This window comes from Streptosporangium oxazolinicum, assembly GCF_039537505.1.
Lineage (GTDB): Bacteria > Actinomycetota > Actinomycetes > Streptosporangiales > Streptosporangiaceae > Streptosporangium > Streptosporangium oxazolinicum.
Map to the genome: position 1 here is coordinate 52911 of NZ_BAABAQ010000010.1, position 24963 is coordinate 77873.

At 70.7% G+C, this 24963-nt stretch carries 23 protein-coding genes; 11 read left to right on the forward strand and 12 right to left on the reverse strand.

Translation table 11 applies throughout. The features are described 5' to 3' along the window. The first annotated feature begins 219 nt into the window (after window positions 1–219). The 3 genes from ABD817_RS24830 to ABD817_RS24840 are packed head-to-tail and all read left to right on the forward strand — an operon-like array spanning window position 220 to window position 3283. Entirely contained in the window at window positions 220–1635 is a 1416-nt protein-coding gene (locus ABD817_RS24830) for an aldehyde dehydrogenase family protein (RefSeq protein ID WP_344920525.1), read from the forward strand. Beyond that, window positions 1605–2264 carry a ThuA domain-containing protein gene (locus ABD817_RS24835; RefSeq protein ID WP_344920526.1) on the forward strand — a complete coding sequence of 220 codons (660 nt, stop codon included), beginning with the start codon at window positions 1605–1607 and terminating at the stop codon, window positions 2262–2264. Before ABD817_RS24830 ends, ABD817_RS24835 begins: the two co-directional genes overlap by 31 nt. Next, the gene (locus tag ABD817_RS24840) at window positions 2261–3283 is read left to right on the forward strand and encodes a hydroxyacid dehydrogenase (protein WP_344920527.1); all 1023 of its coding nucleotides are present in this window, start codon (window positions 2261–2263) and stop codon (window positions 3281–3283) included. Before ABD817_RS24835 ends, ABD817_RS24840 begins: the two co-directional genes overlap by 4 nt. Before the next feature lie 114 nt (window positions 3284–3397). Here ABD817_RS24840 and ABD817_RS24845 read toward each other — a convergent pair whose 3' ends face one another. Next, entirely contained in the window at window positions 3398–4783 is a 1386-nt protein-coding gene (locus tag ABD817_RS24845) for a GH1 family beta-glucosidase (RefSeq protein WP_344920528.1), read from the reverse strand. 422 nt (window positions 4784–5205) lie between these two features. On the opposite strand from ABD817_RS24845, the gene ABD817_RS24850 reads away from it, so the two are divergent. Next, window positions 5206–6465, forward strand: coding sequence for an alpha/beta fold hydrolase (locus ABD817_RS24850; protein ID WP_344920529.1), 1260 nt, complete (start codon window positions 5206–5208; stop codon window positions 6463–6465). A gap of 64 nt (window positions 6466–6529) precedes the next feature. Here the strand turns inward: ABD817_RS24850 and ABD817_RS24855 are convergent, their stop codons facing one another. The 8 genes from ABD817_RS24855 to ABD817_RS24890 all read right to left on the reverse strand — a co-directional run bounded on the left by ABD817_RS24855 (window position 6530) and on the right by ABD817_RS24890 (window position 14842). Then, on the reverse strand, window positions 6530–7999 hold the full coding sequence (locus tag ABD817_RS24855) for an ATP-binding protein (RefSeq protein ID WP_344920530.1): 1470 nt from the start codon (window positions 7997–7999) through the stop codon (window positions 6530–6532). Beyond that, a complete protein-coding gene (locus ABD817_RS24860) occupies window positions 7996–9657 on the reverse strand; it encodes an NAD(P)/FAD-dependent oxidoreductase (protein ID WP_344920531.1) in 1662 nt (553 codons plus the stop codon). The genes ABD817_RS24855 and ABD817_RS24860 overlap by 4 nt, the downstream gene beginning before the upstream one ends. A gap of 103 nt (window positions 9658–9760) precedes the next feature. Continuing rightward, on the reverse strand, window positions 9761–10663 hold the full coding sequence (locus tag ABD817_RS24865; RefSeq protein WP_344920532.1) for a TrmB family transcriptional regulator: 903 nt from the start codon (window positions 10661–10663) through the stop codon (window positions 9761–9763). Between the two features lie 331 nt (window positions 10664–10994). Then, complete coding sequence (locus ABD817_RS24870; protein WP_344920533.1) at window positions 10995–11597, reverse strand: TetR/AcrR family transcriptional regulator; 603 nt, start codon at window positions 11595–11597, stop codon at window positions 10995–10997. A gap of 171 nt (window positions 11598–11768) precedes the next feature. Then, window positions 11769–12782 (reverse strand): glutamine synthetase, encoded by a 1014-nt coding sequence (glnII, locus tag ABD817_RS24875; RefSeq protein ID WP_344920534.1) that lies wholly within the window; start codon window positions 12780–12782, stop codon window positions 11769–11771. A 296-nt stretch (window positions 12783–13078) separates the two neighbouring features. Further along, window positions 13079–13711: a MerR family transcriptional regulator gene (locus tag ABD817_RS24880; protein WP_344920535.1), complete on the reverse strand. Its 633-nt coding sequence runs from the start codon at window positions 13709–13711 to the stop codon at window positions 13079–13081. A gap of 41 nt (window positions 13712–13752) precedes the next feature. Beyond that, the gene (locus ABD817_RS24885) at window positions 13753–14346 is read right to left on the reverse strand and encodes an HAD family hydrolase (RefSeq protein ID WP_344920536.1); all 594 of its coding nucleotides are present in this window, start codon (window positions 14344–14346) and stop codon (window positions 13753–13755) included. Between the two features lie 127 nt (window positions 14347–14473). After that, window positions 14474–14842, reverse strand: coding sequence for a hypothetical protein (locus tag ABD817_RS24890; protein WP_344920537.1), 369 nt, complete (start codon window positions 14840–14842; stop codon window positions 14474–14476). Window positions 14843–15059: 217 nt separating this feature from the next. Here ABD817_RS24890 and ABD817_RS24895 point away from each other — a divergent pair, with 217 nt between their 5' ends. The 5 genes from ABD817_RS24895 to ABD817_RS24915 all read left to right on the forward strand — a co-directional run bounded on the left by ABD817_RS24895 (window position 15060) and on the right by ABD817_RS24915 (window position 20086). After that, window positions 15060–15929, forward strand: coding sequence for a MurR/RpiR family transcriptional regulator (locus ABD817_RS24895; protein ID WP_344920538.1), 870 nt, complete (start codon window positions 15060–15062; stop codon window positions 15927–15929). A 2-nt stretch (window positions 15930–15931) separates the two neighbouring features. Further along, complete coding sequence (locus ABD817_RS24900) at window positions 15932–16690, forward strand: sugar isomerase domain-containing protein (RefSeq protein WP_344920539.1); 759 nt, start codon at window positions 15932–15934, stop codon at window positions 16688–16690. Window positions 16691–16729: 39 nt separating this feature from the next. Next, complete coding sequence (ngcE, locus tag ABD817_RS24905) at window positions 16730–18139, forward strand: N-acetylglucosamine/diacetylchitobiose ABC transporter substrate-binding protein (RefSeq protein ID WP_344920540.1); 1410 nt, start codon at window positions 16730–16732, stop codon at window positions 18137–18139. A 133-nt stretch (window positions 18140–18272) separates the two neighbouring features. Continuing rightward, window positions 18273–19175: a carbohydrate ABC transporter permease gene (locus ABD817_RS24910; RefSeq protein ID WP_344920541.1), complete on the forward strand. Its 903-nt coding sequence runs from the start codon at window positions 18273–18275 to the stop codon at window positions 19173–19175. Next, window positions 19175–20086: a carbohydrate ABC transporter permease gene (locus ABD817_RS24915; protein ID WP_344920542.1), complete on the forward strand. Its 912-nt coding sequence runs from the start codon at window positions 19175–19177 to the stop codon at window positions 20084–20086. Before ABD817_RS24910 ends, ABD817_RS24915 begins: the two co-directional genes overlap by 1 nt. 28 nt (window positions 20087–20114) lie before the next feature. Here the strand turns inward: ABD817_RS24915 and ABD817_RS24920 are convergent, their stop codons facing one another. Continuing rightward, window positions 20115–20432: an ArsR/SmtB family transcription factor gene (locus ABD817_RS24920; RefSeq protein WP_344920543.1), complete on the reverse strand. Its 318-nt coding sequence runs from the start codon at window positions 20430–20432 to the stop codon at window positions 20115–20117. A gap of 92 nt (window positions 20433–20524) precedes the next feature. Here ABD817_RS24920 and ABD817_RS24925 point away from each other — a divergent pair, with 92 nt between their 5' ends. Together ABD817_RS24925 and ABD817_RS24930 are read left to right on the forward strand one after the other, a co-directional pair. Beyond that, window positions 20525–21523 carry a zinc-dependent alcohol dehydrogenase family protein gene (locus ABD817_RS24925; protein ID WP_344920544.1) on the forward strand — a complete coding sequence of 333 codons (999 nt, stop codon included), beginning with the start codon at window positions 20525–20527 and terminating at the stop codon, window positions 21521–21523. 383 nt (window positions 21524–21906) lie between these two features. Further along, the gene (locus ABD817_RS24930; protein ID WP_344920545.1) at window positions 21907–22779 is read left to right on the forward strand and encodes a chitosanase; all 873 of its coding nucleotides are present in this window, start codon (window positions 21907–21909) and stop codon (window positions 22777–22779) included. A gap of 268 nt (window positions 22780–23047) precedes the next feature. Here ABD817_RS24930 and ABD817_RS24935 read toward each other — a convergent pair whose 3' ends face one another. Further along, complete coding sequence (locus ABD817_RS24935) at window positions 23048–23737, reverse strand: DNA alkylation repair protein (RefSeq protein ID WP_344920546.1); 690 nt, start codon at window positions 23735–23737, stop codon at window positions 23048–23050. 76 nt (window positions 23738–23813) lie between these two features. Next, on the reverse strand, window positions 23814–24503 hold the full coding sequence (locus ABD817_RS24940; protein WP_344920547.1) for a TetR/AcrR family transcriptional regulator: 690 nt from the start codon (window positions 24501–24503) through the stop codon (window positions 23814–23816). Window positions 24504–24963: the final 460 nt, after the last annotated feature.

Consider the following 24963-nt stretch of genomic DNA (forward strand, 5'->3'; position numbering starts at 1 on the left):
CGCGTCCGGCCCTGGACCGGCACGCCTCGGACGACCCGGCTCCGCGCCCACCCGCCTCGCGTCCGCCCGGCGCCGGGGGCGCTGGACCCGCGCCCGTCGTGACCTCGGAAGCGAGGCGCCGGGCCCGCCCGTACGGCGTCCCGAGGCTGTTGACGCCGCCTCCGTTCAGCACTTATTTTGCATTCTGTACTAAGAGTAATAATGAAGTAGGGGATGGCTGTGGGCAGGTTGTACATCGACGGGACATTCCAGGACGCCGCCTCGGGACGAGCCGCCCCCGTGCACGAGAAGGCGACCGGCGCGCGGATCGGCACGTACGCGCTGGGAGGCCCCGCCGACGTCGATCGGGCCGTCGACGCGGCCCGCGCCGCGCAGCCCGCCTGGGCCGCCCTGTCGGCACCCGAGCGGGCCGGATACCTGCGCGGCCTCGCCGAGCACCTCCAGGGCCGCTACGAAGAGCTGGTCGAGCTGAGCATGCGCGAGACGGGCGGGGTGCGGGCCAAGGCCGAGGACGAGGTGGGCACGAGCATCCGCCAGCTGCTCATCTCCTCCGTCCAGGCGACCGAGAACGCCGGGGACATCCTGCCCCCGTACAAGGCGGGCAAGCTTTCGCTGTCGCGCGCGGTGCCGCTGGGTGTCATCGGCGTCATCACGCCGTGGAACTACCCGATGAACCTCGCCATGCGGATGGTCGCGCCCGGCCTGGCGTTCGGCAACACCATCGTGCTCAAGCCCGCCGAGCTGACCCCGCTCGTCGGCGGCCACGTGCTGGCCGAGGCCGCCGAGGCCGTCGGGCTGCCCGCGGGAGTGTTCAACGTGGTCACCGGCGACGGCCCCGACGCGGGCTGGGCGCTGGCCGACCACCGGGGGCTGGACCTGCTGGACTTCACCGGCTCCCGCGAGGTCGGCCTGGCCATCGCGGCCTCCGCCGCCACCGACCTGCGCGCGATCCGGCTGGAACTCGGCGGCGACAACGCCTTCATCGTCCTGGAGGACGCCGACGTCGAGCTGGCCGCGTCCCACGCCATGATCGCCTCGCTGGAGTTCCAGGGGCAGACCTGCATCAGCTCCAGCCGGCACATCGTCGTCCGCGAGGCCGCCGACCGCTACCTGGAGGCCGTGACCAGGCGGGTGGAGGCGCTGCGCCTGGGCGACCCGATGTCGCCGGACACCGACCTGGGACCGCTGATCAGCGAGGGCCAGCGGGACCGGCTCCACGAGCGGATCGTCGCGCCCTCGATCGCCAAGGGCGCCCGGCTGGTCACCGGCGGCACCTACGACGGACTGTTCTACCGCCCCACCGTGCTGGCCGACGTGACCCCGGACATGCCCGCGTTCACCGAGGAGATCTTCGGGCCGGTCATCCCGGTGACGGTCGTCGACTCCGAGGAGGAGGCCGTCGAGCTGGCCAACCGGCACCCGATGATGATGGACTCGGTGTTCACCACGGACCTGATGCGCGGCATGGACGTGGCCGAGCGGCTGCGGGCGGGCGAGGTCCACGTCAACGACGCGCACGCCCGCCACGGGGCGGAGAACCAGATGCCGGGCTTCACCAGGCGTCAGTGGATCGGGGTCCAGCGCACCCCGCTCACCCTGCCCGAGTGGGCGAGCGACCCGGCGGGCCGCCGATGAGGAGGGCACTGGTCGTCCGCGGCGGCTGGGAGGGGCACGTCCCCGTCGAGGCGACCGAGCTGTTCGTCCCCGAGCTGGCCGGCGCGGGCTTCGAGGTGACCGTCGCCGACGACCTGGAGGTCTACGCCGACGGGCCGCTGCTGGCCGGGACCGACCTGATCGTGCAGTGCTGGACGGGCGGCGTCCTGACGCCGGAGCAGGAGGCGGGACTGGTGTCCGCGGTCCGCGCGGGCACCGGCTTCGCCGGCTGGCACGGTGGCCTGGTGGCGACCTTCGACGGCAGTCACGACTACCTGCGGATGGTCGGCGGGCTCTTCCTGCACCACCCCGAGGACTTCCTCACCTACGACGTCGTCATCGACCCCGCGTACGCCGATCACCCGATCGTCGCCGGGCTGGACGACTTCACCGTCGAGACCGAGCAGTACTGGATGCTCACCGACGCCCACAACGAGGTCCTCGCCACCACGCGGTTCGTCTCCCCCGACACCCCCATGCCCGTCGTCTGGACCCGCCGGTGGGGGAGGGGCAAGGTCTTCTTCTCCGCCGTCGGCCACCGGCTCGCCGACCTGCGGCACCCCACCGTGTACGAGCTCACCCGGCGCGGCCTGATCTGGGCCTCCCGGTGACCGCGGACCCGCCGTCGGTGGTGCTGGCGATGTATCCGGAGCTGCCGGCCCGCCTGTTCCCCGTCGCCGTCGGTGACCGCCTGCGCGCGGTCGCCGGGGCCGACCTGGCGGCGCCGCTCACCGAGTTCGCCTCCGAAGAGGCGCGGGCCCGCCTGGAGCGGGCGGAGGTCCTGGTCACCGGCTGGGGCTGCCCGGTCATCGACGAGCGGGTGCTGCGGCACGCGCCGCGCCTGCGGGCCGTCGTGCACGCGGCGGGAAGCGTGAAGGGCCACGTCGGCCAGGCCGTGTTCGACCGGGGCATCCCGGTGAGCTCGGCGGCCTCGGCCAACGCCCTGCCGGTCGCCGAGTACACCGTGGCGATGATCCTGCTCACCGGCAAGTCCGTCCTCGCGCTCGCCCGCGAGTACCGGACCAGGCGAGAGGACCTCCGCCTGTTCCAGGGGGCGGGTGACCACGGTGAGTACGGCAACTACGGCAGGACCGTCGGCCTGGTCGGGGCCTCCAGGATCGGCAGGAGGGTCGCCGAGCTGCTCGTCCCCTTCGACCTGGACGTGCTGATCGCCGATCCGTACCTGGACGCCCGGGACGCGCGGACGCTCGGTGCCCGCCTGGTCGGGCTCGACGAGCTGTTCGCCGCCGCCGACATCGTCTCCCTGCACGCTCCCGCCACCGACGACACGCGGGGGATGGTCACCGCGGCCCGCCTGGCCGCGATGCGCGACGGCGCGACGCTCATCAACACCGCGAGGGGCTCCCTGGTGGACCAGGAGGCGCTGGTCGCGGAGCTGGTCACCGGCAGGCTGTCCGCGGTGCTCGACGTGACCGAGCCCGAGGTCACCCCCGCGGACTCGGTGCTGTGGGACCTGCCCAACGTCATCCTCACCCCCCACGTCGCCGGAGCGCTGGGCAACGAGCTGGCCAGGCTGGGGGCGTGCGCGGTGGACGAGGTGCTCCTGGCGCTGGAGGGCCGGCCGCTGCGCCACCCGGTGGACCCGGACCTGCTGGCGATCACCGCGTGACGTGAGGAGGGCGGTCCCTCGGGGCCGCCCCCGAGCCGTGGCAGATCGCCCGGCGTGACGGGAACGGATGTCCCCCGCCGTCGGGGGCCGGGGGACATCCGTGTCAGGTCCTCGTCAGATCCCGTTCCTGGCGATGACCCCGCTGTACCACAGGGCGCTGTCCTTGGGGATGCGCGTCTGGGTGTCGTAGTCGACGTGGACCAGCCCGAACCGCTTGTCGTAGCCGTACGCCCACTCGAAGTTGTCCATCAGCGACCAGGCCAGGTAGCCGCGCAGGTCGACTCCCTCCTGGATCGCCTGGTGGGCGGCGAGCAGGTGGGTGCGCAGGTAGTCGACGCGCTCGGCGTCGGCCACCCTGCCGTCCTCGGCGGAGTCGGTGTAGGCCGCGCCGTTCTCGGTGATCATCAGCGGGGTGGACGGGTAGTCCCGCGCCAGCCGCACGAGGAGCCTGCGCAGGCCGTCCGCCTCGACGGGCCAGCCCATCGCGGTCACCGGCAGGCCGGGGTCGAGGTGCTCGACGCCCTCGGTGCCGGGGAAGCGGTCGGAGGAGGGCGTGCCCACCTTCGCCGCGACGTGGGTCGGCGCGTAGTAGTTGATCCCCAGGAAGTCGATCGGGGCGCCGATGACCTCCTCGTCGCCGTCGAGGATGTGGTCCAGGCCGGTGAAGCGGGCCGTCTGCTCCAGCATGTCGGCCGGGTAGTGGCCCTTCACGATCGGGTCGAGGAAGATCCGGTTGTGCAGGCCGTCGACGAGCCTGGCCGCCGCGACGTCGTGCCGGTCCTGCGGGTCGCGGGGGGAGACCGGGGTGAGGTTGACCGTGACCGAGACCTCCCTGGCGCCCGCCGCGCGCAGGGCGCGGGCCGCCAGGCCGTGGCCGAGCAGCAGGTGGTGCGCCGCGAGGAAGGCCGAGGCGGGCTCGGCGCGGCCGGGCGCCTGGTCACGGGTGCCGTACCCGAGAAAGGCCGAGCACCACGGCTCGTTGAGGGTGGTCCAGGTCCTGACCCGGTCCCCGAGCCGGTCGTACACCGCCTCCGCGTACGCGACGAAGTGGTGGGCCGTCTCCCGTACGGTCCACCCGCCCCGGTCCTCCAGGGTCTGCGGCAGGTCCCAGTGGTACAGCGTGGCCATGGGCTCGATGCCGACGGCCAGCAGGGTGTCCACCAGCCGGTCGTAGAAGTCGAGGCCGCGCGGGTTCACCGGCCCCGTGCCGTCGGGCTTGATCCGGGGCCAGGAGACGGAGAAGCGGTAGGTGTCGACGCCGAGGCCCTTCATGAGGGCCACGTCCTCGGCGTAGCGGTGGTAGTGGTCGCAGGCGACGTCGCCGCTCTGGCCGAGGTGCACCCGCCCGGGGGTCCTGGAGAAGGTGTCCCAGATGGAGGGGGTGCGGCCGTCCTCCGCGGCGGCGCCCTCGATCTGGTAGGCGGCGGTGGCGACCCCCCAGCGGAAGGCGGGTGGGAACAGGGCCAGGCCGGTGCCGGTCCGGTCGTCGGTCTGGGTCATCCCTTGATCGCTCCTTGCGTGGTTACGCGGACGGGTCGCCTTCGGAGCAGCGCCGGGACGACGATCGGTGCGGGGGCGCCGGGGCAGCGCCCACTGGTGCCCACCGGTGCCCTCTGCGCATCGAGTCACCCTCCCGCGCTTTGTGAGCGCTCACGGGGAGTGGCGACTGCTCAACTTCGAGGCTTAATTCATATTGAAATTTAAGAGGCAAAGCTCCGTCTGCGTCAAGGTGGTGTTATCGAGTCGTTTCTCACGTTACGGACAGTGCCGATCCATGTCGGAGGACCTCCGGAACACCCGTGGGAGCCGGCCCGCGCCGCCGTCCGTGGGAGACCGGCGACCATGACCGTACGGCACGCCGGCCGGGCACCGGGGCGCGGGCAGGCGAAGGGACGTCGCGCGGGTCCGATAGCTTTCCGTGGGTGACTGTCCTTCTGCCCGGTGTGGCGCTCACCGACCACGTGTTCACCGTTCCCCTCGACCACGCCGACCCCGGTGGCGAGACGATCGAGGTCTTCGCCAGGGAGGCGGTGGACCCGGCACGGCGGGGGGAGGACCTGCCGTGGCTGCTCTTCCTGCAGGGCGGTCCCGGGGGCAAGTCGCCACGCCCGGCCGCCGCCGACGGGTGGCTGGGGCACGCGCTGAAGACCCACCGGGTCCTGCTGCTCGACCAGCGGGGGACCGGCCGCAGCACTCCCATCACCGCGAGGACCGCGCGCGGCACGGACGCCGAGCTCGCCGCCCGCCTCGGGCACTTCCGGGCCGACTCGATCGTGGCCGACGCCGAGCTGATCCGGCGCGAGCTCTCCGGCGACCGGCCGTGGGAGACCCTCGGCCAGAGCTACGGCGGCTTCATCACGCTGACCTACCTCTCCCGGGCTCCCGAGGGCCTGGCGGCCTGCTACGTGACCGGCGGCCTGGCCGGGCTCGACGCCACCGCCGACGACGTCTACTCCCGCACCTACCCGCGCGTCCGCGACAAGGTGAACCGCTACTTCGCCCGCTACCCGCACGACTCGGAGCGCCTGGACGAGATCGCCGCCCACCTGCGCCTTCGCGAGGTCTCCCTGCCCGACGGCGACGTGCTGACCGTACGCCGCCTGCAGACCCTCGGCATGTGCCTGGGCATGAGCGACGGGGCCGAGTACCTGCACTGGGTGCTGGAGGAGGCCTGGACCGGCGACAGGCTCTCCGACCTGTTCCTGTACGAGGTCATGATGGCCACCGGCTTCGTCGGCAACCCGCTCTACGCGGTCCTGCACGAGTCGATCTACGCCCAGGGCGCCGCCACCGGCTGGGCGGCGCATCGGCTGCTGCCCGGGGAGTTCCGCGAGGACGCCGGGCCGACGCTGCCCACCGGGGAGATGATCTACCCCTGGATGTTCGACGAGATCGCCGCGCTCCGCCCCTTCAAGGGCGCCGCCGAGATCCTCGCCGCCACCTCGGACTGGCCCGCCCTCTACGATCCCGCCCGGCTGGCCGCCAACCGGGTCCCGTTGACCGCCGCCGTCTACTACGACGACATGTACGTCGACGAGGGCCTGTCCATGCGCACCGCGCGGGCGGTGGGCAACGTGCGGACCTGGGTGACCAACGAGTGGCAGCACGACGGCGTCCGCGTCTCCGGGGGCGCCGTCCTCGCCCGCCTGATGGACATCTCCAACGGTGTGCACGGCTCCTGAACATCCACGGCTTCCGGAGGTCGCGGACGTCGTGGGACCTCCCGCCACTCTCAGGGGCCGGGTTTCAGGTGGAGTCGGCCGCCTCGGTCAGGGGGAGGCGCACCTGGAAGCGGGTGTCGCCGGGCTTCGACTCCACGCGCAGGTCACCGCCGTGCCGGCCGGCGACGATGCGGAAGGAGATGTCCAGGCCGAGCCCGGTGCCCTCGCCCACCGCCTTCGTGGTGAAGAACGGCTCGAAGATCCGCTCGCGCAGGGCCTCGGGGACGCCGGGGCCGGTGTCGCAGATCTCGATCAGTGCGATCGTGTCGTGTTCGAGCCGGGTGCGGACGGTCAGGACACCGGTGCCGGCCATCGCGTCCAGCGCGTTGTGGATCAGGTTGGTCCACACCTGGTTGAGCTCCCCGGCGTAGGCGGGGATGGGCGGCAGCTCGGGGTCGTAGTCGGTGGCGATGGTGATCCCCGGCGGGATCTTGCCGCGGAACATGGTGAGGGTGCTGTCCAGCAGCTCCCGCACGTTCACCGTCTGGTACGGCGCCCGGTCCATCTGGGAGTACTGCTTGGCGGAGGCGATCAGCGAGGAGATCCGCTCGGTCGCGTCCGTCACCTCGTTCAGCATCTGGGTGATCTCGATGGCCTCCGACAGCCAGTGCATCGCCCCGTCCAGGTAGCGCTCGCCCAGCGCCTCGCGGACCTTGTCCATCTTGCCGACCCTGAACCCGGCCGCCACCAGCGGAGGAGCGATCTCCCAGGCGTCCCGCACCCCCGCCTCCTCCAGGGCGTCGGCCAGTTCGTCCTCGGCGTCGGAGATCTCCAGCGGGGAGCGGGGCGGCGCCTCGGAGATGCTGGCGGCGCACGCCTCCTGCAGGTCGATCAGGGCGCGCAGCCGCTGGGGCTCGATGCCGTCCTCGGCCAGCGCGGCGAGCCGCCTGCGCGAGGTCTTCGTCCTCTCCCGCAGGTCGTCCACGGCCCGCACGGCCGCCGCGGCCGGGTTGTTGAGCTCGTGGGTGAGCCCGGCGGTGATCGTGCCGAGCGCGGTGAGCCGCTGCCGCCGGTCGATGAGCTCCCGCTGGGCCATCCCGCCGATCCGGGCCCCGTCGAGCAGGTGCACCGCCATCGGGAACCACTCGGCCATGATCTTGCCGTACTTCCTGGCCGGGAGCATGAACACGCGCGTCGGCTTGGTGGCGCGCAGCGAGTGGCTGTAGGTCTCCGGGGCGCGGTCGCCCAGGTAGGCCAGGATCGCGCCGCCGTAGGCGCCGGGCTGCGAGGTCGGGGTCATGGTGACCGGCCCCGCGGGGGTCTCGGTGGTCATCACCACCTCGCCCTCGACGAGCACGGCGAAGCAGTCGGCCGGATCACCCTGCTTGATGATCGCCTCGCCCGCGTCGTACTCCTCCTCGTCCCCGTACCTCGCGAGCCACCGCAGCTTCTCCTCGTCGAGCTTCTCGAAGAGGAACAGCCCGCGGAGCACCTCGATGTCGATCATGTTCTTTCCCCCGCGGGTGCCGGGAGGGACCTCGTCCGGAGTGGTCATGTCTTCTCCAAATAGCGGTGGACGAGAGCCACGGCCATCGCGCCCTCGCCGACCGCCGAGGCGACCCGTTTGATCGAGTCGGCCCGGACGTCGCCGGCGGCGAACACCCCCGGCACGTTCGTCTCCAGGTGGTACGGCTCCCGCCGGAGCGGCCAGTTGCGCGGCCGGTTCTCGTCGGCGGTCAGGTCGGGGCCGGTGAGGACGAAGCCCCTCTCGTCGCGCTCGACGGTCTCGCCGAGCCACTCGGTGAACGGCTGGGCGCCGATGAAGACGAACAGCCACTCGGCCTCGACGGTGCGCTCGCCCTCGGGGCCCTTCAGCGTGATCCGCTCCATGTGGCCCTCGCCCTCGGCGCCGACCACCTCGGTCTCGGTGTGCACCTCGATGTTCGGGATCCGCGAGATCTGCTCGATCAGGTAGTGCGACATGGTCCGCTCCAGCCCGTCGCCCCTGACGATCAGGTGGACCCTGCTGGCGTACCCCGACAGGTAGACCGCGCCCTGACCGGCCGAGTTGGCGGCGCCGACGATGTAGACGTCACGGTTCGCGCACTCGGGCGCCTCGGTCATGGCCGCGCCGTAGTAGCAGCCGGAGCCGATGAAGTCGTCGAGGCCGGGGGCGTTCAGCCGCCGATAGGAGACGCCGGTGGCGAGGATGACGGTGTGCGCGGCGATCGTGCCGCCGTCGGCGAAGCCGACCACCCGGGCCCGGCCCCTGACCTCCAGGCTGGTGACCGTGCGGGCGGTGAGCAGCTCGGCGCCGAACTTCGTGGCCTGGCGCCGCGCCCGGTCGGCGAGCTGGGCGCCGGAGACGCCGTCGGGGAAGCCCAGGTAGTTCTCGATCCTGGAGCTCTGGCCCGCCTGCCCGCCCGAGGCGTGCTGCTCGACCATCACCGTGCGCAGCCCCTCGGAGGCGCCGTAGACCGCGGCGCCCAGCCCGCCGGGGCCGCCCCCGATCACGATCAGGTCGTAGAAGTCGGTGGCCGGGGCGGTGGACAGCCCCACGGCCTGGGCCAGCTCCGAGGGACTCGGCGCGGTGAGCTTCCTACCGTCGCCGGTGACGACCAGCGGCAGCCTGGCCGGGCTGACGGGCTCCGGGCTCCCCTCGGCCTTCTCCCCGGCCGCCGCGATCAGCTCGGCGCCCTCGGGGGAGTCGGCCAGCATCCAGCGGTAGGGCACCTGGTTGCGCGACAGGAAGTCCCTGACCTCGTACGACGGGGCCGACCAGCGCGCGCCCACCACCCGCAGCTCGTCGGACTCGCGCCGGTCCGTCCGCTGCCAGGCGTCGAGCTGGGCGTCCAGCACCGGGTAGAACTTCTCCTCCGGCGGGTCCCACGGCTTGAGCAGGTAGTGGTCGAGATCGACCACGTTGATCGCCTGGATCGCGGCCTCGGTGTCGGCGTAGGCGGTCAGCAGCACGCGGCGCGCGTAGGGATACAGGTCCATGGCCTGCTCCAGGAACTCCACCCCGTTCATCTGCGGCATCCGGTAGTCGGCGAGGATCGCCGCCACGTCGTCGCCGCGCAGCCGCAGTTCGCGGACACTGGCGATGCCGTCGGCCGCTGTGTCGGCCCGGACGACGCGGTAGGAGTGGCCGTAGCGGCGCCGCAGGTCGCGGGCGACGGAACGGGACACGCCGGGATCGTCGTCGACCGTCATGATGACCGGTTTATCCATGTCCTGCCTTCCCCCGAGATGGAGACAATCGATATCGGGACAATCTCTCCGAAGGATGTCACATCAGCGTTAAAGCAAACATCGATCAGGCGTGGTCGTGGGGCGCGGGGGAACCGTAGGGACGGTGGCCTGGCGCCCCGGCGGCGCGCAGCAGGGCGGCCGAGCGGTCGCGGTCCGTGAGGAAGCGCCTGAGTTCGGTGTCGGCCGCCCAGATCTCGCGCATGGCCTCGTGCCCGACCCGGTCGGCGACGATCTGCAGGGCGATGTCCTGCCTGACGTACTCGACCGCCATCGCGACGACGGCCGGGTCCTCGGTGTAGACGCCCCACGCGGTGCCACCGGCGAAGCCGCCGACGAGGGCCTCCCGCCGGTCGCCCGTGACGACGAGCAGCCGGTGGTCCGGGCTCTCCTTCGCACCCCCCTCGCCCTCGGGGACGGCGCAGGGGAAGCGGTGCTCGTACAGGTGCCCGACCGGCTCCCGCGCCGTCCCGAAGTGCATCACCGAGGTGTCGACCCCGCGCTCGACCGCCCGCTTGATCAGCGGGGAGAGCAGCCTCATCTCCTCGGGCCAGATCGACACGAACAGGTCGCCCCGTGCCCCGGCCACCACGTCCTCGGCCCGGTCGAGCAGCGTCCCGGCGTCCTTGAGGTTGTGGATCAGGTAGGCCTTGGGCGGCGCCACGATCGCGGGCAGCGCGACCTCCAGCGACTCGATCGAGTCGTCGAACTCCCTGCGCATGCGCTCCAGCAGGGACCGCGGGGGCAGCGGCAGGTAGTCGGTGGCGTCGTCGGAGCCGCGCAGCTCGTAGGCCGCGCCCTTGGCCACCAGCTTGCCGAGGGTCTCGTAGACCGTGCTGCGTGGCACGCCCGAACGTTTGGCGACCTCGTAGCCGTTGAGAGGCTGTCCGGCACCGACCAGGGTGACATACGCCTTGGCCTCGTAACCCGACATGCCCAAGCGTTGTAATTGCTCCACTACGTCCCGCATCGCAGTTATGGTACGGCGCGAGCTACCCGTTTAGCGCTGTCCTAAAGCACCTGTTTTGTAGGATTTTCGTGACGTGAAGTCGTCCGGACCCGTGGAACTGGGGTAACGGAACGAGAGAGCGCTCCACGGGGGAATATTTTACTTTCATTTGGTTTCAGTGGATTCATCGTGCGTGCTCAGGCACCCGGTGGCGGGCAAGCGCCGGAGCCGATTCCTGCCCGAATCCGGCCCGGACCGGCAGGGGTTTCACCGTGGGACGCGCCACGGGCCGGAGCCCGTCCCGCGCCGGTGGCGCGCGCGGTAATTTCGGTCCTGTCCCGCGTCTCCCCGGTCACCGCGGCGCCTGGGTCACCCTCAGGGCTCCGAGGACGAACTCCACGACCGTGTCGGCGTACTCGTGGGTGAGCGGGGCGGTACGCAGGATCCAGCGGTGGTAGACGGGTCCGTACAGCAGCTCGACGGCCACGCCCAGATCCGCGTCCTCGGCGACCTGCCCCGCCCGCTGGGCGCCGCGCAGCCGTTCCCTGGTCGCCTCCAGGTGCGGCTCCATGATCCGCGCGGTGATCTCGGTGTTGATCGCGGGGTCGTTCAGCGACTCGACGATCAGCGCCCGGCTCATCGTGTCGAGCCCGGGATCGTTGTACTCGTCGACGATGGCCCGCAGCACGAGGCGCAGGTCGGCCCGGAGGTCGCCGGTGTCGGGCAGCGCGAGGTTCCCCTCCTCGTCCGAGGTCCGGGAGAGGAAGGCGTCGACGAACACGGCGCCCTTGGACGGCCACCAGCGGTAGATCGTCTGCTTGCCCACCCCCGCGCGGGCGGCGATCGCCTCTATCGTCAGCCTGGCGTATCCGGACTCGGCCACCAGGTCGAAGGCGGCGCCCAGAATGGCCTGACGCGACCGCTCACTGCGACGGGCCGGGTTCGGTGTTTTCACGCGCCCGAATGTACCATTTTGCGAGTCGAAACGTCTCGTCTCGCCTACTTCGTCGTGCTCCGCGGCCCCACGGAACTCACGAAGGGGGCGCGGGTGGACGGAGGGGTGGAACGCCGAAGGCCGCGGACGCCCCCGGCAGGGCGTTCGCGGCCTTCGAGTCTGCGGGTCGGATCAGACCTGGCCGGCCTTCTCCAGGGCGGAGCAGCAGGTGCTCACGATGAGGCGGGTGACGAGGTAGGGGTCGACGTTGGCGTTCGGACGCCGGTCCTCGATGTAGCCCTTCTTCTCCACCTCGACCTGCCACGGGATGCGGACCGAGGCGCCGCGGTCGGAGACGCCGTAGCTGAACTCGTTCCAGGGGGCGGTCTCGTGCAGGCCGGTGAGACGCTCCTCGATGCCGGCGCCGTAGTGCTTGACGTGCTCCAGGGCGTTCGCGGCGAGGGCCTCGCAGGCGGTGATGATCGGGTCGTAGCCCTCGCGCATCGCCTTGGTGGAGAAGTTGGTGTGCGCGCCCGCGCCGTTCCAGTCGCCCTTCACCGGCTTGGCGTCCAGGGTGGCGCCGACGTTGAAGTCCTCCGCGGTGCGGTAGAGCAGCCAGCGGGCGATCCACATGTGGTCGGAGGCCTCGACGGGACCGGCCGGGCCGATCTGGAACTCCCACTGACCCGGCATGACCTCGGCGTTGATGCCGGAGACGGCCAGGCCCGCCGCGATGCAGTGGTCGAGGTGCTTCTCGACGATCTCGCGGCCGAAGACCTCGTCGGCGCCGACACCGCAGTAGTAGCCGCCCTGCGGGGCGGGGAAGCCGCCGATCGGGAAGCCGAGCGGGCGGCCCTCCTTGAAGAAGGTGTACTCCTGCTCGATGCCGAACCACGACTCCTGGCCAGCGTACTTCTCGGCGACCTCGACGAGGGCGGCGCGGGTGTTGCTGGAGTGCGGGGTCATGTCGATGTTGAGCACCTCGCACAGCACCAGCACGCTGTCGCCGCCGCGGATCGGGTCCGGGCAGCTGAAGACCGGCTTGAGCACGCGGTCCGAGGAGGAGCCGTCGGCCTGGTTGGTGCTGGACCCGTCGAAGCCCCAGATCGGGAGCTCCGCACCGTCCGCCAGGACCCTGGTCTTGGAGCGAAGCTTGGCGGTCGGCTCGGTGCCGTCGATCCAGATGTATTCGGCCTTGAAGCTCATCGGCGGAGTCCTTGAGGATGGAGGGATCTGCTGCCCTCAAAGATTCGCAAGTCGCGATTTCGCAACTGTTGCCCGTGTGTGAACAGGGTGTTACCCAGACCTATATGAGCAGGCAGGGGCTGTATTGAGGCCCGCACGCGCGAGGTTTCAGGGCTGTGAGCTGCCCTTTCGCGGGACGATTGGAACGATAGAGACATCCGTCACAGGTTGAACGGGATTATTACTTAAGGGGGTTTTCATCACTTTTGTCCCATACGAGGCCGGGCGCCGTCCCATGTGCAGGCCCCTCCGGGAGGTCAGGCGCCGAAGACGCGGGCCGAGACCGACTCGTGGGCGAGCCGCCGCATGACGTCGAGAACCCTGCCGTGCACGACGGTGCCGAGGACCATCGCCTCGACCGCGGCCTCGCGGGGGCCGTCGAGCGGGATGTTGCCGATCTCGTGCTCGGTCACGAGCCGCAGGGCGGCGTCGGCGTAGGGCCGCAGGGCCTCGCCGTCGGCGGGCATGCCGAGCCGGGCGAGGGTGAGGATGGCCTGGGCCAGCTCGTCGCGGGCCGGGGCGCCGGGGTCGATCCGCCAGCCGAGATCGGTGATCATGGTGTCGGCCTCGGTGCGGGCGCGCGCCCACTCCTCGCCGGACGCCTGCGGTTCGACCGCGGGCGCGAGGGCGTACTGCGCGGTGCCGAGGACGCGGTGCAGGTCCAGGTCCTCGTTGTCGACGGCGGCCATCACCTTGCCGATGGCGGCGATGGACAGCCGCCCGACCTCCAGCAGCGCCCGGATCAGCCGCAGCCTGCGCACGTGCTCCTCGCCGTACCGCGCCCTGGTGGCCGAGGTCTGCTCCCCGGCGGGGAGCAGACCCTCGCGCAGGTAGTACTTGATCGTCGGGATGGGTACGCCCGACGCGGCGCTGAGCTCGGATATCCGCATCATTGGATAGTACAGGTAGCCAACGCGCGAGCCGGGACACGCTAGCGCAGTACGGGGCGGACGTCGATGACGGTCATCCCCGCGGCGAGGGCGGAGGCCACTCCCTCGTCGGTGTCCTCGTAGGCGACGCAGGCGTACGGGGCGACGCCGAGGAGGCGTGCGGCGAGGAGGTAGACGTCGGGGGCGGGCTTGCCGTAGCGGACGTCGTCCCTGGTGACCACGGTGTCGAAGAGGGGGCGCAGGCCGGTGACGCGCAGGGTCTCCTCCACGGCCTGGCGGGCGCCTCCCGAGGCCACGGCCATCGGCACCCGTCCCCGGTGCGCCTCGGCGACCGCGCTGACCGGCCGGTGCGGGGTGACCGTGTGGATCAGCCACTGGTAGGCGTCGAGCGCCGCCGCGCGCACCGCCTGGTAGTCGAGCTCGGCTCCGGTCTCGGTCTCCAGCTCGGCCAGCAGGCGATCGGCCGACAGGCCCGTACGGGCGCGGTACCACGCGGGGTCGAGGTCCACCTGCCACCCGGCGAGCGCGGTCCGCCAGGCGCTCTCGTTGGCGGAGGCGGTGTCGACGAGGGTCCCGTCGCAGTCGAAGACCAGGGCGGCGTACGGCGTGGAGGGCTGGAGTCGCTGGTGAAGCATGGTCGCCTAACACGTGACGGTGGATCTCCGTCCACTTTACGCGTACGGAACCGGCGGTACGCCCGCCCGGGGGGTGGTCGCGTCACCGTGACGGTGAGGCCGCGACGGCGGGCGGTGCGGGGAGAACCTAGCTGATCTCGCCCCAGCCGTCGTGCCGTGCCCTGGCCAGCTCGGCCTCCATCTCCTCCAGCTCCTGCATGAACCCCTGGAACCCCCTCGGGCCCAGGCGGCGCCAGACGAGCAGCTGCAGGGAACGCGTCTCCTCGTCGATGAGCGGCTCCTGGCGGAGCGGTGCCAGCAGCTCCTGGGCCTGCCGGTCCGCCGCCTGGAGCTCCTCGACGGTGAAGCGGATGCCGTGCTCGCGCTCCAGCAGCCGGATGTGGGGGTCGTTGCGCAATCTCTGGTCCCAGGCGCGCCGGGCGCGCCGGGCGGCCAGCTCGTCGTGGACGTGCGCACTGGAAACCTGGTGCGGCGTGTCGGCCGGACGTCGAGTCATCGTGGGGTTCGCCTCCGTCAGGCGGCTCCTTTTCTGGAACCTCTGCTATGAACGACGCTCGAGAAGCGCCGGAGGTTGTCGGAATTTTCCGCTGAACCTCCGGATCCGCGGGCGTTGTGTCCCCAGTTGTGTCCCCAAATGTGCCGCTGACGGCCTTGACGCGAGCTTGACTTGAGAATAATTTTCACCCAGATGGCTTCCAATGAAAGGAATACTTGTGGCCGCAGGTGCGCTCGGACGCATCCAGACCGAGACGCCCGCGCTGCCCGAGGCGCTGCGCCGGGTGGGGGAGGCGATCCTGGCCGACCCCGCCGAGGCGGCGCGATCCACGATCATCGCGCTGGCCGAGCGGAGCGGCAGCTCGCCCGCCACGGTGACCCGCTTCTGCCGGGTGTTCGGCTTCACCGGGTACGCCGGGCTGCGGGTCGCGCTGGCCACGGAGAACGGGCGTGCCGCGCAGGCCAACTGGGACGCGGGGGTGGGCCACGAGATCGGCCCCACCGATCCGCTCGACGCGGCGATCGGCGTGATGGCCGCCGCCGACTCCCGGCTCATCCAGGAGACCGCGGCCCAGCTGGACGCGGGCACCGTCGCCACGGTCGCCGAGGCCATCGTCGCGGCCCGCCGCGTCCTCATCTTCGGTGTCTCCACCAGCGGGGCGGTGGCCGTGATGATGGGCGGGCGGCTGCGCCGCATCCGGATCCCCTGCTGGAGCCACGCCGACGCGCACGAGGCGCTCGCCGACGCCGCGCTGCTCGGCGAGGGCGACGTCGCGATCGGCATCTCCCACCAGGGCCGTACCCGCGAGGTGCTGGAGTCCCTCGGCGAGGCCGGGGACCGGGGCGCGCTCACCGTCGCGGTCACCTCCTTCGCCCGCTCCCCGCTGGCCGAGCTGGCCGACCGGGTGCTGACCACCGCCAGCCGCGAGACCACCTTCAGGCTGGGCGGCCTGGCCGCCGTCCACTCCCAGCTCTTCGTCCTCGACACCGTCTACGTCGCGGTCGCGCAACGCACCTACGAGCAGACGAACGAGGCGTTCGAGCTGACGATCAGGGCTCTGGAGAGCCATCGCGTGGAGAGGAGCTGACCGTGGAGATCGGTGCTTCCGAGTACGTTCACGAGGTCAAGGCCCTGGTGGACGAGGTCTCCAGGACCCAGAGGGACGCGGTGGGGGCAGCGGCGGCGCTGATCGTCGCGTCCCTGCGCGGCGGCGGCGTGATCCAGGCGTTCGGCTCCGGGCACTCCGAGGCGATCGCGATGGAGATCGCCGGGCGCGCGGGCGGCCTGGTGCCCAGCAACCGCCTCGCCCTGCGCGACGTCGTCCTGTACGGGGACGCTCCGGTCGGCACCCTCCTCGGCGCCCCCGGTGAGCTGGAGCGCGACCCCTCGGTCGCCCGGCGGATCTACGACCTGGCTCCCGTCCGGCCCGGGGACGTGTTCGTGCTGATCTCCAGTTCCGGGGTGAACGGGTCGGTGGTCGAGCTGGCCTCGATCGTCAAGGAGCACGGGCACGACCTGATCGCCCTGACGTCGGTGCAGCACAGCACCGCGATGACCCCCCGCCACCCCTCGGGCCGCAAGCTGCTCGACCTCGCCGACGTGGTGCTCGACAACCGCGCCCCGTACGGCGACGCGGTCCTCCCGCTCCAGGACGGCGGCACGTTCGGGGCGGTCTCCACGATCACGTCGGCGCTGCTGGCCCAGATGGTCGTGGCCGAGGTGGTACGCGTCCTGACCGAGGCGGGCCTGACCCCGCCGATCTACCGTTCCGCCAACGTGACCGGCGGCGACGAGCACAACCGCGCGCTTGAGGACCGCTACGCCGGAAGGATCCGGCGAGGTGCCTGACCACCGCCCTCCACTCCCAGGCCACTTCCAGGAGGAAGCATGACCCAGCTATCCAGGCGTGAGCTTCTGCGCAGCGCGGCCCTGGCCGGTCTCACCCTGCCGGCCCTGTCCGCGTGCGCCACCCCCGCGGGCAACGGCGGCGCCGCCTCTTCGGCACCCGTCGTCGGGGCCACCAGCGCGGCCAACCCGCTCGGCTTCGCCGAGAACAAACCCCTGGAGGTCTGGATCTTCGACGGTGGCTTCGGCGACGGCTACGCCACGGACGTCCACGAGCCACTGCTCAAGGCCAGACATCCCAAACTGGAGATCCGGCACAACGCCACCAAGGAGGTCGCCAAGACCCTCCAGCCGCGCTTCGCCGGTGGCGACCCGCCGGAGTTCGTCAACAACTCCGGCGCCAACGCGATGGACTTCGGCGCCCTCGTCCAGGACGGCCAGCTCGCCGACCTCACGCCGCTGTACGACGCGCCGAGCTGGGACGACCCCGCCGTCAAGGTGCGCGACACGATCGACCCGAACGCGATCGAGCTGGGCAGCTACGACGGCAAGCCGTACGTCCTCAACTACGCCAACACCGTCTGGGGCATCTGGTACTCGCGCAAGCTCTTCGAGACCGAGGGCTGGCAGGTCCCCAAAACCTGGGCCGACTTCCTGGCGCTGTGCGAGACCATCAAGAAGTCGGGCAGGATGGCGCCCTTCACCTACGCGGGCAAGCACCCGTTCTACATCTACGAGGCCATCCTCACGCTCGCCGCGAAGATCGGCGGCAAGGACGTGCTGAAGGACATCGACAACCTCCAGGAGGGCGCCTGGAAGGCCGAACCGGTCAGGCAGGCCGCGGGGGCCTTCGTCGAGATCGGGTCGAAGTACCTACTCCAGGGCACCGCCGGGCTCGACCACGTGCAGACCCAGACCGCGCACAACAAGGGCCAGGTCGCGATGCTGCCCTGCGGCTCCTGGCTGGAGAACGAGCAGAAGGACTCCACCCCGGCCGACTTCGACTACGCGATGTTCGCGCTCCCCGACTTCGGCTCCTCCGACGCCCTCCCGTACGGCACCCTGCACGCCCAGCCGGGCGAGGAGTACGTCGTCCCGGCGAGGTCGGCGAACCCCCGCGCGGGCATGGAGTACATGCGCGCCATGCTCTCCAAGGAGGGCGCGGGCAAGTTCATGGAGCTGGTCTCCACGCTCACGGTCGTCAAGGGCGCCGGCGAGGGCCGTACGCTCAAGCCCGGCCTGAAGAGCGCCTCGGCCGCGCTGGACGCGGCGGGGGACAACGCCGTCTGGTTCCTGTTCCGCAAGTGGTACGTCGAGCTGCACGACGAGGTGGCCGCCGCGACCGGGCAGCTCATGAGCGGCAAGCTCACCGTCGAGCAGTGGGCGGACCGGGCGCAGGCCAAGGCCGACGCCATCAAGAAGGACTCCTCGGTGAAGAAGTTCAGCCGATGACGGCGGCACGGGGCGGGTCACGTGGCGGGGCGCCCGGGGAACGGCGGTCAGGTCATGAACCACGGCGGGATGACGACGACGGCGGCCGGCGGCGCGTCGCAGGGGGAGTCGCGGAGGGAACGGTAAGCCGGCCATGAACCACGGCAGGACACGGTTCGTCGCGGGCTTCCTCGCGATCCCGGTGGCGCTCTACCTGATCTACGTGATCGCGCCCTACGCGCAGGCCTTCTACATCGCGTTCACCGACTGGCGCGGGGTGAACGCGACCCCGCGCCTCGTGGGGCTGGAGAACTTCCGGCGGCTCCTGGACGACAACGTGTTCTGGCAGGCGGTCGGCCACAACCTCGTCCTGCTGGTCCTGATGCCGATCCTCACGCTCGGGATCGCACTCTTCTTCGCCTTCCTGCTCAACGCGGGCGGGCGGGGCGGCACCGGGGGCATCTGGGGGTCGAAGTTCTACCGCGTGGTGTTCTTCTTCCCCCAGGTGCTGGCCGTCGCCGTGGTCGCCGTGCTGTTCCAGCAGGTCTTCAGGCCGGACCGCAGCGGCATGCTCAACGCGCCGCTCATCGCCCTGGGGTTCGAGCCGGTCGGCTTCCTGTCCAGCACCGACGTCGCGTTCTGGTCGATCCTCGCGGTGCTGGTCTGGCAGGCGGTCGGCTTCTACGTCGTGCTCTTCTCGGCGGGCATCGCCTCCATCCCGCGCGACCTGTTCGAGGCGGCGGCGATCGACGGCGCCGGGGGGCCGCAGCTGTTCCTGCGGGTCACGCTGCCGCTGCTGTGGGACACCATCCAGGTCGGCTGGGTCTATCTCGGCATCGCGGCGCTGGACGTCTTCGCCATCGTGTGGGTGATGACGGCCGAGCACGGCGGCCCCGACCACTCCACGACCGTGATGGCGGCGGAGATCTACCGCACCGCCTTCCAGTACTTCAAGTTCGGCTACGCCTCCGCGATGGGCGTGGTGCTGTTCTTCTTCACCATCGGGTTCGCGGCGCTGGCCCTGCGCCTGTCGCGGCGTGAGCGGATCGAGTTCTAGTGGCGGACGTCGTGATTCCCCGGAGCAGGGCCCTCGCCCGCGAGGAGCGCAGGAGGCGCCTGGGGCCCCTGTCGGCCCTGACGCACGTCGCGCTGCTGGTCTGGACGGTCCTGGTCGTCGTGCCGATCGTGTGGACGTTCCTCGCGTCGGTGAAGAGCGAGGACGAGATCTTCGGCGACGCCTGGTCGCTGCCGGCCTCCCTGCGCCTCGACAACTGGGCCCGCGCCTGGGAGCAGGCGCACATCGGCCAGTACATGGTCAACAGCGTCGTCGTGGTGGCCTTCGGCACCTTCGGCACGATGCTGTTCGGCTCGATGGCCGCGTACGTGCTGGCCCGCTACCGCTTCCGGGGCAACAGGGCGATCTATCTGCTGTTCGTCTCCGGTCTGGCCTTCCCGGTCTACCTGGCGCTGACCCCGCTGTTCTTCGTCGTGCAGAACATGGGGACGATCCCGGTGATCGGCCCGTTCATCGGCCTGAACACGCACGGCGGGCTGGTGCTGGTCTACATCGCCTACTCGCTGCCCTTCACCGTCTTCTTCCTCGCGGCCTTCTTCAGGACGCTGCCGGGAGCGGTGGCCGAGGCGGCCTTCGTGGACGGGGCCTCGCACGCCCGGGTGTTCTTCCAGATCATGCTGCCGATGGCCAAGCCGGGCATCGTCAGCGTGACCATCTTCAACGTGCTCGGCCAGTGGAACCAGTACCAGCTGCCCCTCGTCCTGCTCAACTCCGACCGGGACAGGTGGGTGCTCACCCAGGGCATCGCCGACATCTCCACGGCCGCGGGCTACGACGCCGACTGGTCGGCCCTGTTCGCCGCGCTGAGCATGGCCATCCTGCCGATGCTGATCGTCTACACGCTCTTCCAGAGCCAGATCCAGAAGGGTCTCACCGCGGGCGCGCTCAAGTAGGGGCATGGCCGCCTTGAGGTCCGTGAGGTCAGCGCACCCCGGCCGGGCGCGGGGTGAGGGCGTCGAGCAGGCCGGGGAACGCCTCGTCCATCTCGGCGCGGCGGAGGGAGTTCATCCGCGAGGTCCCGACGTAGTACTGCCGGATCAGGCCCGCCGCGCGCAGCACCTTGAAGTGGTGGGTGGCGGTGGACTTGCTGACCGAGATGTCGAAATCACCGCACCTGATGTCCTCGTCGGTGGCGTCGAGCTGCGTGACGATGCTCCGGCGTACCGGATCGACGAGCGCCTCCAGCACCTGCTGGAGGTCGAACTGCGACATCTCTGGATGCGGCGGTGTGCGTCCCATGGATCCAATAGTACGACCTCCATCAAAGTTTGACAGCCATCATACTTCTGCGTGACAGTGGAACGCGTCCACAGCGAGCGGAGGACGGTGGCATGACAAGAACCGTGCGGTTTCACGAGATCGGCGGCCCCGAGGTGATGCGGCTGGAAGACCTGGAGGCAGGCGAGCCGGGACCGGGTGAGGTGCGCATCCGGGTCGAGGCGATCGGGGTGAACAGGGCCGAGGCGCTGTTCCGGCGCGACGAGTACATCGAGCCGGTGAAGCGGCTCCCGGGCAGGCTCGGCTCCGAGGCGGCCGGGGTGGTCGAGGCCGTCGGCCCGGACGTGACCGGGTTCGAGGAGGGGCAGGCGGTCAGCAGCGTGCCGGCGTTCTCGCAGAACGACTACGGCGTCTACGCCGAGCGGGCGATCGTTCCCGCGTCCGCGCTCCTGCGCCGCCCCGACGGGGTGGACGCGGTGTCCGGTGCCGCGGTGTGGATGCCCTACCTCACCGCGTACGGCGCGCTGGTGGAGGTGGGCGGGATGCGGGCGGGCGACGTGGTGGCGCTGAACGCCGCCTCCAGCGGTGTCGGCCTGGCCGCGATCCACACGGCCAACCGGGTGGGGGCCGTGCCGATCGCCGTCACCCGTACCCGCGCCAAGAGGGAACGGCTGCTCAAGGAGGGCGCGGCCGAGGTGATCGTCTCCGACGAGGAGGACGTACCGGCCAGGCTGCTCGCCCTGACCGACGGCAGGGGGGCCGAGTACGTCTTCGACGCCGTCGCCGGGCCGGGCGTGACCGGCCTGGCCCGAGCGGTGGCCCCGGGCGGCACGCACTTCCTGTACGGGGCGCTGAGCGGGCGGCCGACGCCGTATCCGGGATTCGACCTGGGCATGCCCGCCCTCAACGTGCGCACCTACACGGTCCTGGAGACCACGAAGGACCCCCGGCGACTGCGCAGGGCCGAGGCGTTCGTCGCCTCGGGCCTGCGCGCCGGGGCCTTCCGCCCGGTGGTGGATCGCCTGTTCCCGCTGGAGGAGATCGTCCGGGCACACCGGCACATGGAGTCCGGCGACCGGTTCGGCAAGATCGTGGTCACCGTGGCCCACTGACACCGGCTCGGGACACGATCACCCTCGTGACGCGTGGGAGCGCCCGCCTCTTTCGCGCGTCGGCTCGTGACGGCGAGGCGTCACGCGAGCTCGGGACACATGAGCGTCCGTGTTCGGGACCGGGATTCCGATCAGGTTCGCTTGAGCCTTTTGTAAGGCTGCCTTCAGGTTCGATCGGCGCGAACGGGTTGACGGGTGGGGAGGGGTGGGGGGTAGGTTCGTTAGGAAAGTTTCCTAACGATCAGTGCGGGCTCCCTTACCCGAGGTCCCCCGCCTCCGACCGTCCCCGGCTCCACTCCCGGAGGGCCTTCACGGAACCCCTTAGGGAGTTTCCCCGGAAGCGCCTCCGGGCGTTCCTCCGTCCCCTTCCCTGGAGAAGACACGTGCCCTTCTCGTCGAACCCCCGCCCCGGCCGCCGTACCCTGAGCTTCCTGCTGGCCTCGGCCGCGACCGCCGTCCCGGTCCTGATCGCCCCCGCCGGTGCCGGGCACGCGGCCGAACTCTCGCCCACCGCGGCGCCCGCCGAACTGGTGGTGTCCTCCGCCGCGGTCGACCTCACCGACCCGCGCAAGAAGGACATCGCCATGCAGCTGGTGTCCAGCGCCGAGAACTCCTCGCTGGACTGGAAGGCGCAGTACAAGTACATCGAGGACATCGGCGACGGCCGCGGCTACACCGCCGGGATCATCGGTTTCTGCTCCGGCACCGGTGACATGCTCGACCTCGTCGAGCGCTACGCCACGCTCAAGCCGGGGAACGTGCTCGCCAAGTATCTCCCCGCCCTGCGCGCGGTCGACGGCACCGACTCCCACCGGGGCCTCGACCCGAACTACACCAGGGACTGGGTCACCGCCGCCAAGGACACGGTCTTCCAGCAGGCCCAGAACGACGAGCGCGACCGGGTCTACTTCAACCCCGCGGTCAACCAGGCCAAGAAGGACGGCCTGCGCGCCCTCGGGCAGTTCGCCTACTACGACGCCATCGTCATGCACGGCGGCGGCACCGATCCCCAGAGCTTCGGCGCGATCCGGAAGAACGCCCTGAAGAAGGCGAAGCCCCCCGCGCAGGGCGGCGACGAGACGAAGTATCTGCACGCCTTCCTCGACGCCCGCAAGGTCGCCATGAAGGCAGAGGAGGCCCACGAGGACACCAGCCGCGTCGACACCGCCCAGCGGGTCTTCCTCAACAACGGCAACCTCGACCTCAACACCCCGCTGTCCTGGAAGGTCTACGGAGACCCCTTCAAGATCAGCTAACCCCGGCCGGGGCCCCGGCGGCACCCCACCCCGCCGGGGCCCCGCACCACTTGTGCTGCCCTCGCCCTCCCCACTTCGGCGTGGATTCGTCGCCGATGGATTTTCGGGCATTTCCGGGGAAGCGGCCTCGGTGCCCTCCTTTACCGGAGGCCGGAAGCGGGTTTCGACCCGGCTTCCGTTACACGGGCTCGGCCGGCCACGGACGTGGGTACGGGGACACGGTGATCGCGCGCCGACGGCAGCCGGTCGGCCGGAGACGCGGCTCCGGTTACGTGACCGGAAGGTTCTTCAGCGCCTCGCGGCGGCTCAGGCCGCTGATCCGGGTGTGGTCGACGTAGCGGACGACCTCGCCGGGGTTCGTCTTGGCGTACTCGCGCAGGGCCCAGCCGATCGCCTTGCGGGCGAAGAAGTCGTTGTCGGACAGGCTGGGCTCGATGCAGGCGTACAGCAGGCCGGTGTCGGTGGCGGATTTGAAGCGGTTCTGGCTGAGGATGGCCGTACGGCGCTTCCACAGGTCGGTGCCGCGGGCCCAGCGGAGCATGAGGGGACGCATGGTGTCGGGGAAGGCCGCGAGCAGGCCGCCGACGCGGTGGACGGCGAGCTCGTCGACGTAGTCCCACCAGGCCCCGGTGACGATCATCTCCTCGTACATCGGCAGCGCGTCGAGCGTCTGGAAGGCGCGATAGAGGCGGAAGCCGGTCAGCTCGATCGCCGCGTAGCGCTCCTCGCGGTACTCGGCGCCACGCCACAGGGTCAGCGCCGCCTCCCGCCACGCGGACGCCACGTCGACGGGGTAGTCGGCGAAGACCCGCTTCAGCGCGGCGCGGCGCGGTGCGGCCTGCACGCCGAGGAACGGCATCGACGACTTCATGTAGGCCTGCATGACCGGCGCCTTGGCGGGATCGGCCACGTCAGTGAGCGCCATTCGCACGGCCTTCTGCAGGATCTCCACGCTCACCCACCACTTCCCGTTCGCTTCGCGGACGCTTGATTCTCACAGGCCGCGCCGCTCACCGCGCCGGGTTCGGCGGGTGTCATGCCTTCTGGCTACTCCGCTCGCCGGTCGCCAGGCCGTCGAACAGGACGGTGATGTAGTGTTCGGCGAGGCCGGTGGTGTCGAGACGGCCTCCCGGTCGGAACCAGCGGACCGCCACCCAGATGGTGTCGCGGATCATGCGGTAGGTGAGCTTGGGGTCGACGTCGGCGCGGAACAGGCCGTCGGCCTGGCCGAGCTTGATCTGCCCGACCCACATGCGCTCGACCTCCTCCTCGGCCCTGACCAGGTAGTCGAAGCGGTCGCCGGGCAGTGACCTCAGATAGTTCCAGTCGTTCTGCATGACGGTGATCGCCGCGCGGTGGGGCTCCAGCGTGCTGAACCCGATGCGCACCATCTCTGAGAGGATCGTGCGGGGGTCGCCGCTCTGGTCCAGGGCGGCGCGGTAGCGGCCGACGAGGTCGTCGAGGAAGGTGGTCAGCACCTCGTCGACGATCGTCTCCTTGGAGTCGAAGTGGTGGTAGAGGCTTCCGGACAGGATGCCCGCCTCCTCCGCGATCTCCCGGACGGTCGTCGCCTGGAAACCCTTGCGGGCGAAGAGCTCGGCGGCGAGCTTGACGAGATGGTCGCGGCGCTCCGAGGCGGGGCCGGAGGTGGCCGCCCGCTTGGTCCCGCCCTGACGCCTGACCGGGGTCGTGGTCGCGCCGCCGGAGTTCTTTCGCGTGTTCACGTCCCTATTATGAGCCCTTGCGCAATCGCTTGTTCACCGGAACGCGCCAGCTCATCCCCGCTTTCTGTCGCGACCAAACGCTTGCTACCTTTCCCTTCGAACGGAGGGGGAGGGGCCGGACGGTGGGCGAGGCGTGGCCCGTACTCCGGTCGGCCGCCGCCGACGGCGAGACCCGCGCCGGGCGAATGGACGGCCGAAGACCCACGCCGGGCGATGGACAGCCGGGGACCCGTGTCGGGCGGCGGACGGCCGAGGACCCGTGCCGGGTGCCGCGCGGGCGGATTCGCCGACGTCGGCGGCGGATTCGTCTTCCGGGCGGGCGGTGACGACCCTCGCCGTACGCGGAGATGTCTCGTTTCTGAGCTCCCTATCAGCGGGCCTTCGACGCGCCCATCGTTCCGATCCGCAAAATCCTGAGTCGAAGGCCTATGGTCAGCCCACTAGCAATTAGGAAACTTTC

Excerpts from the sequence above, each read along its gene's own strand:
- ABD817_RS24845 (WP_344920528.1), bottom strand. The coding sequence starts at position 4,783 with ATGACCCAGACCGACGACCGGACCGGCACCGGCCTGGCCCTGTTCCCA.
- ABD817_RS24885 (WP_344920536.1), bottom strand. The coding sequence starts at position 14,346 with ATGCTTCACCAGCGACTCCAGCCCTCCACGCCGTACGCCGCCCTGGTC.
- ABD817_RS24855 (WP_344920530.1), bottom strand. The coding sequence starts at position 7,999 with ATGACCACTCCGGACGAGGTCCCTCCCGGCACCCGCGGGGGAAAGAAC.
- ABD817_RS24920 (WP_344920543.1), bottom strand. The coding sequence starts at position 20,432 with ATGGGACGCACACCGCCGCATCCAGAGATGTCGCAGTTCGACCTCCAG.
- ABD817_RS24865 (WP_344920532.1), bottom strand. The coding sequence starts at position 10,663 with ATGCGGGACGTAGTGGAGCAATTACAACGCTTGGGCATGTCGGGTTAC.
- ABD817_RS24910 (WP_344920541.1), top strand. The coding sequence starts at position 18,273 with ATGAACCACGGCAGGACACGGTTCGTCGCGGGCTTCCTCGCGATCCCG.
- ABD817_RS24890 (WP_344920537.1), bottom strand. The coding sequence starts at position 14,842 with ATGACTCGACGTCCGGCCGACACGCCGCACCAGGTTTCCAGTGCGCAC.
- ABD817_RS24860 (WP_344920531.1), bottom strand. The coding sequence starts at position 9,657 with ATGACGGTCGACGACGATCCCGGCGTGTCCCGTTCCGTCGCCCGCGAC.
- ABD817_RS24925 (WP_344920544.1), top strand. The coding sequence starts at position 20,525 with ATGACAAGAACCGTGCGGTTTCACGAGATCGGCGGCCCCGAGGTGATG.
- ABD817_RS24880 (WP_344920535.1), bottom strand. The coding sequence starts at position 13,711 with ATGCGGATATCCGAGCTCAGCGCCGCGTCGGGCGTACCCATCCCGACG.
- ngcE (WP_344920540.1), top strand. The coding sequence starts at position 16,730 with ATGACCCAGCTATCCAGGCGTGAGCTTCTGCGCAGCGCGGCCCTGGCC.
- glnII (WP_344920534.1), bottom strand. The coding sequence starts at position 12,782 with ATGAGCTTCAAGGCCGAATACATCTGGATCGACGGCACCGAGCCGACC.